4 protein-coding genes are annotated in these 3,454 nt (G+C 76.7%); 1 reads left to right on the top strand and 3 read right to left on the bottom strand.

The window, feature by feature from the left end; all coding sequences use genetic code 11:
• From ADY01_RS34160 to ADY01_RS34170, 3 genes are all read right to left on the bottom strand, one after another.
• Window positions 1–651 (bottom strand): maleylpyruvate isomerase family mycothiol-dependent enzyme (locus ADY01_RS34160; RefSeq protein WP_049580661.1); only part of this gene is annotated, 651 nt, incomplete at its 3' end.
• Window positions 648–1,478, bottom strand: a complete 831-nt coding sequence (locus tag ADY01_RS34165; RefSeq protein WP_049580662.1) for a fumarylacetoacetate hydrolase family protein — start codon at window positions 1,476–1,478, stop codon at window positions 648–650. The genes ADY01_RS34160 and ADY01_RS34165, both read right to left, overlap by 4 nt.
• Window positions 1,475–2,602, bottom strand: coding sequence for a cupin domain-containing protein (locus ADY01_RS34170; protein ID WP_049580663.1), 1,128 nt, complete (start codon window positions 2,600–2,602; stop codon window positions 1,475–1,477). Before ADY01_RS34170 ends, ADY01_RS34165 begins: the two co-directional genes overlap by 4 nt.
• 73 nt (window positions 2,603–2,675) lie before the next feature.
• Here ADY01_RS34170 and ADY01_RS34175 point away from each other — a divergent pair.
• The coding region (locus tag ADY01_RS34175) for an IclR family transcriptional regulator (RefSeq protein ID WP_053171507.1) at window positions 2,676–3,454 on the top strand (779 nt) is incomplete at its 3' end.

Raw genomic sequence — 3,454 nt, forward strand, 5'->3', positions numbered from 1 at the left:
GGGCAGGCCGCGGGGCGTGGTGCGGCCGGTGAGGTAGGCGGCCAGGTCGGGAAGGGGGAGGGCCACCTCGTGCGGGGGCCCCTCGCCCGCGACGGTCCGCCCCGGCGGCGGGGTGGTGAGCGCGAGGGCCGGGCCGTCGGCCGCCCGGTCGCGGCGGGCGGCGACCTCGTCCGCCAGGGCGGCGCAGAACCCGTCCGGCAGGTCGGCGAAGGTGACGCCCGCCGCCAGGTCCACCGCGTGGACGCAGACCTCGCGGGCCCGCATCCAGTGGGTCTCGGAGGCGGGGACCGCCCGGCCCTGGGCCGTGACCACCTCGGCGGACCAGGCACGCTCCGGCAGGGTGGCCGCCGCCTCGGCGAGGTCGGCGGCCGACCGGCGCGCCCAGGCGCGCAGGGGGGCGGGCGCCAGGAGCGCGCCCGCCTCGATGTCGGCCGCGCGCTGCTCGCGGGAGGCGTACATCGGCGTCCGCTTCCCGGTGCGCGCCCAGGTCAGCAGCCTGCCGATCGCCTCCGCGTTGGACGCGACATGGGCCACCACATGGCGGCGGGTCCAGCCGGGGAGCGCGCTCGGCCCGTTCAGCTCGTCGTCGCCCAGGCCGTCCAGCGTGCGGAGGAACAGCTCCGTGCCCTCCGCCGACCAGGCGGCCCTCATGCCGCGCGCGCCACGTTCTTCAGGCGGCCGATGCCCTCGATCTCGGTCACCAGCACCGAGCCGTCCTTGAGGTAGCGCTTCGGGGTCCGCGCGTGGCCGACGCCGCCCGGGGTGCCGGTGGCGATGACGTCGCCCGGGTTCAGCGTCAGGATCGCCGAGAGGTAACGGACCAGGGCGACCGGGTCGAAGACCAGGTCCGCGGTGGTGGACTCCTGCATCGTCTCGCCGTCCACGGTGGCGCTCAGCGCGAGCGAGGGCCGCACGCCGCCCGGGAGTTCGTCGGGGGTGACCAGGGCGGGGCCGAACGGGGTGGACGCCTCGAACGTCTTCCCCTGGAGCCACTGCGGCGTGCGGTACTGCCAGTCGCGCATGGTCACGTCGTTGAGCACGGAGAACCCGGCGATGGCCGCCTCGGCCTCCGCCTCGCCCGCGCGGCGGACGCGTGCGCCGATGACGAGGGCCAGCTCGGCCTCCCAGTCGACGGCCCCGGACGCGGGGTCCAGCGCGATGGGGTCGCCGGGACCGATCAGCGCCTCGGTGAACTTCGCGAACAGCGTGGGGTGGGTGGGCAGTTCGCGGCCCATCTCGCGGATGTGGTTCCGGTAGTTGAGCCCCACGCAGACGATCTTCCCCGGGCGCGGCACCACGGGCGCGAGCTCCGCGCCCGCCACCTCGTGTTCGGCGCCCCCGGTGGCCGAGGCCCGTTCCCGCCAGTCGGCGTGGGCCAGCAGGGCTCCGACGTCGGGCGCGTCGAGCTCGGTCGCCGTGTCTCCGTCGACGCGGGCGGCGCGCGTGCCGCCGGGCGTGCGCAGGGTGGTCAGCCTCACGCTGTCTCTCCTTCCGGGGCCCCCTCCACCCACACGCGGTGCGCGTGCAGGCGTTCGTAGACGGGGGTGTCGCTGAAACGGAACAGGTCGAGCGGGGCGTCACCCGCGGTCACCGTCAGCGGCGCCCAGGAGGGCACCGCGACCAGGTCGCCCGCGGCGACGTCGAAGGCGTGCTCGCCGACACGGACCCCGCCGTCGCCGTTGAAGACCTGCCAGACGGAGGAGCCGACCTCGCGGCGGGTCGCCGTGCGGGTGCCGGGGCGCAGCCGGTGCATCTCGGCGCGGATGGTGGGCAGGACGTCGCCGCCGTCGGCCGGGTTGGTGAAACGGACGGCCGCGTGGCCCGGCTCCACGACACCCGGGTGCCCGGCGGCCTCCAGCGCGAGCTGGTCGGCGAGGGCGGCGTCGGTGTGCTGCCAGCGGTAGGCGGCGAGCGGCGAGGAGACGGCGGGGCCGGGCCGCGAGACCGGGCGCAGCCCGGGGTGGGCCCACAGCAGCTCGGAACGCGACCGGTCCGGGGTGGAGCGGTCCGAGACCTCGTCCGGCCCGAACTCGAAGAACGCCGAGTCCATCGCGTGCGAGAAGGGGATGTCCAGGCCGTCGAGCCAGGCCATCGGCGCGTCGGACTGGTTGTGGTGGCCGTGGAAGCGCCAGCCGGGCGTGAGGAGGAAGTCGCCCCGGCGCATCGCCACCGGGTCGCCGTCCACGACCGTCCACACGCCCTCGCCCTCCACGACGAACCGGAACGCGTGCTGGGTGTGGCGGTGGACGGGGGCGTCCTCGCGCGGGTTGAGGTACTGGATCGCGGCCCAGAGGGTGGGGGTGGCGAACGGGGCGCCGCCCAGGCCCGGGTTGGCGAGCGCGATCGCCCGGCGCTCGCCGCCGCGGCCCACCGGCACCAGCTCGCCCGAGCGGCGCGCCAGCGTGAGCAACTCGGCCCAGCGCCAGGCGTGCGGGACGGCCGCCGGCGTGGGGCTCGCGGGCATCAGGTCGCCGATCTCGGTCCACAGCGGCACCAGCAGCTCGCGTTCGAAGCCGCGGTACAGCTCTTCGAGGTCGGCGGACGGCGTGGGCTGGCCCGGCGCGTCGACGGCGCGCAGCGTGACGGGCGAGACGGTGGTCATGGGGTCCTCCCTGCTCCTGGCGGACGCGACCGACGCTATGCCCGTTCCGCCCAGGGAGACGTAGGATTCTGCTGTGAAGAACAGACCCGCGTATGGCATCGACTCCGTGGACCACGCGCTCCGGCTGGCGCTGCTGCTCCAGCAGGAGGGGCCGCTGCGGGTGACGGACGCGGCGGAGCGGCTCGGCGTGGCCCGCTCGACGGCGCACCGGCTGCTGTCGATGCTCGTCTACCGCGACTTCGCGGAGCAGGACGCGGACCGCCGCTACGTGGCGGGCCCGGCCCTGCGCCGCCCGGCGGCGGCCGAGCCGGTGGCCTGGCTGCGGTCGGTGGCCCTGCCGCACCTGCGGGCGCTGGTCGCGCGGGTGAACGAGACGGTGAGCCTCCAGTTCCCGCTGGGCGACCAGGTGCGCTTCGTGGTGACGGTCGAGTGCGACCAGGTGCTGCGGATCGGCGACCGCGAGGGGCGCATGCTGCCGACCCACCTCGCCTCGGGCGGCCTGGCGATGCTGGCGCTGCGGCCCGAGGAGGAGGTGCTCGCCCAGTACGCCGCGCCGGACGGGCCCGAGGTGGACCCGGCGCGGCTGCTTCGCACCCTGCGGCAGGTCCGCAGGCAGGGGTACGCGAGGAACGACGAGGCGACCGAGACCGGCGTGACGGCGATCGGGCGGGCGGTGCGCGGCGGGGACGGGGAGGCGCTGGCGGCCCTCGCGCTGGCGGTGCCCACGGCCCGCTTCCGCGGGTCGCGGCCCTGCTGGCGGCCGTGTGCGCCCGCCGGGCGGGGGGGGCGCTCGGCGGCCCGCCCGCCGGCGCCTCCGTACGCCCGGCCGACGCCTCCACGCGCCTGGGCGGG

The sequence above is a fragment of the Streptomyces sp. SBT349 genome (assembly GCF_001083795.1).
GTDB lineage: Bacteria > Actinomycetota > Actinomycetes > Streptomycetales > Streptomycetaceae > Streptomyces.

Coding starts and splice junctions, on each gene's coding strand:
- ADY01_RS34170 (WP_049580663.1), bottom strand. CDS start 2,602: ATGACCACCGTCTCGCCCGTCACGCTGCGCGCCGTCGACGCGCCGGGC.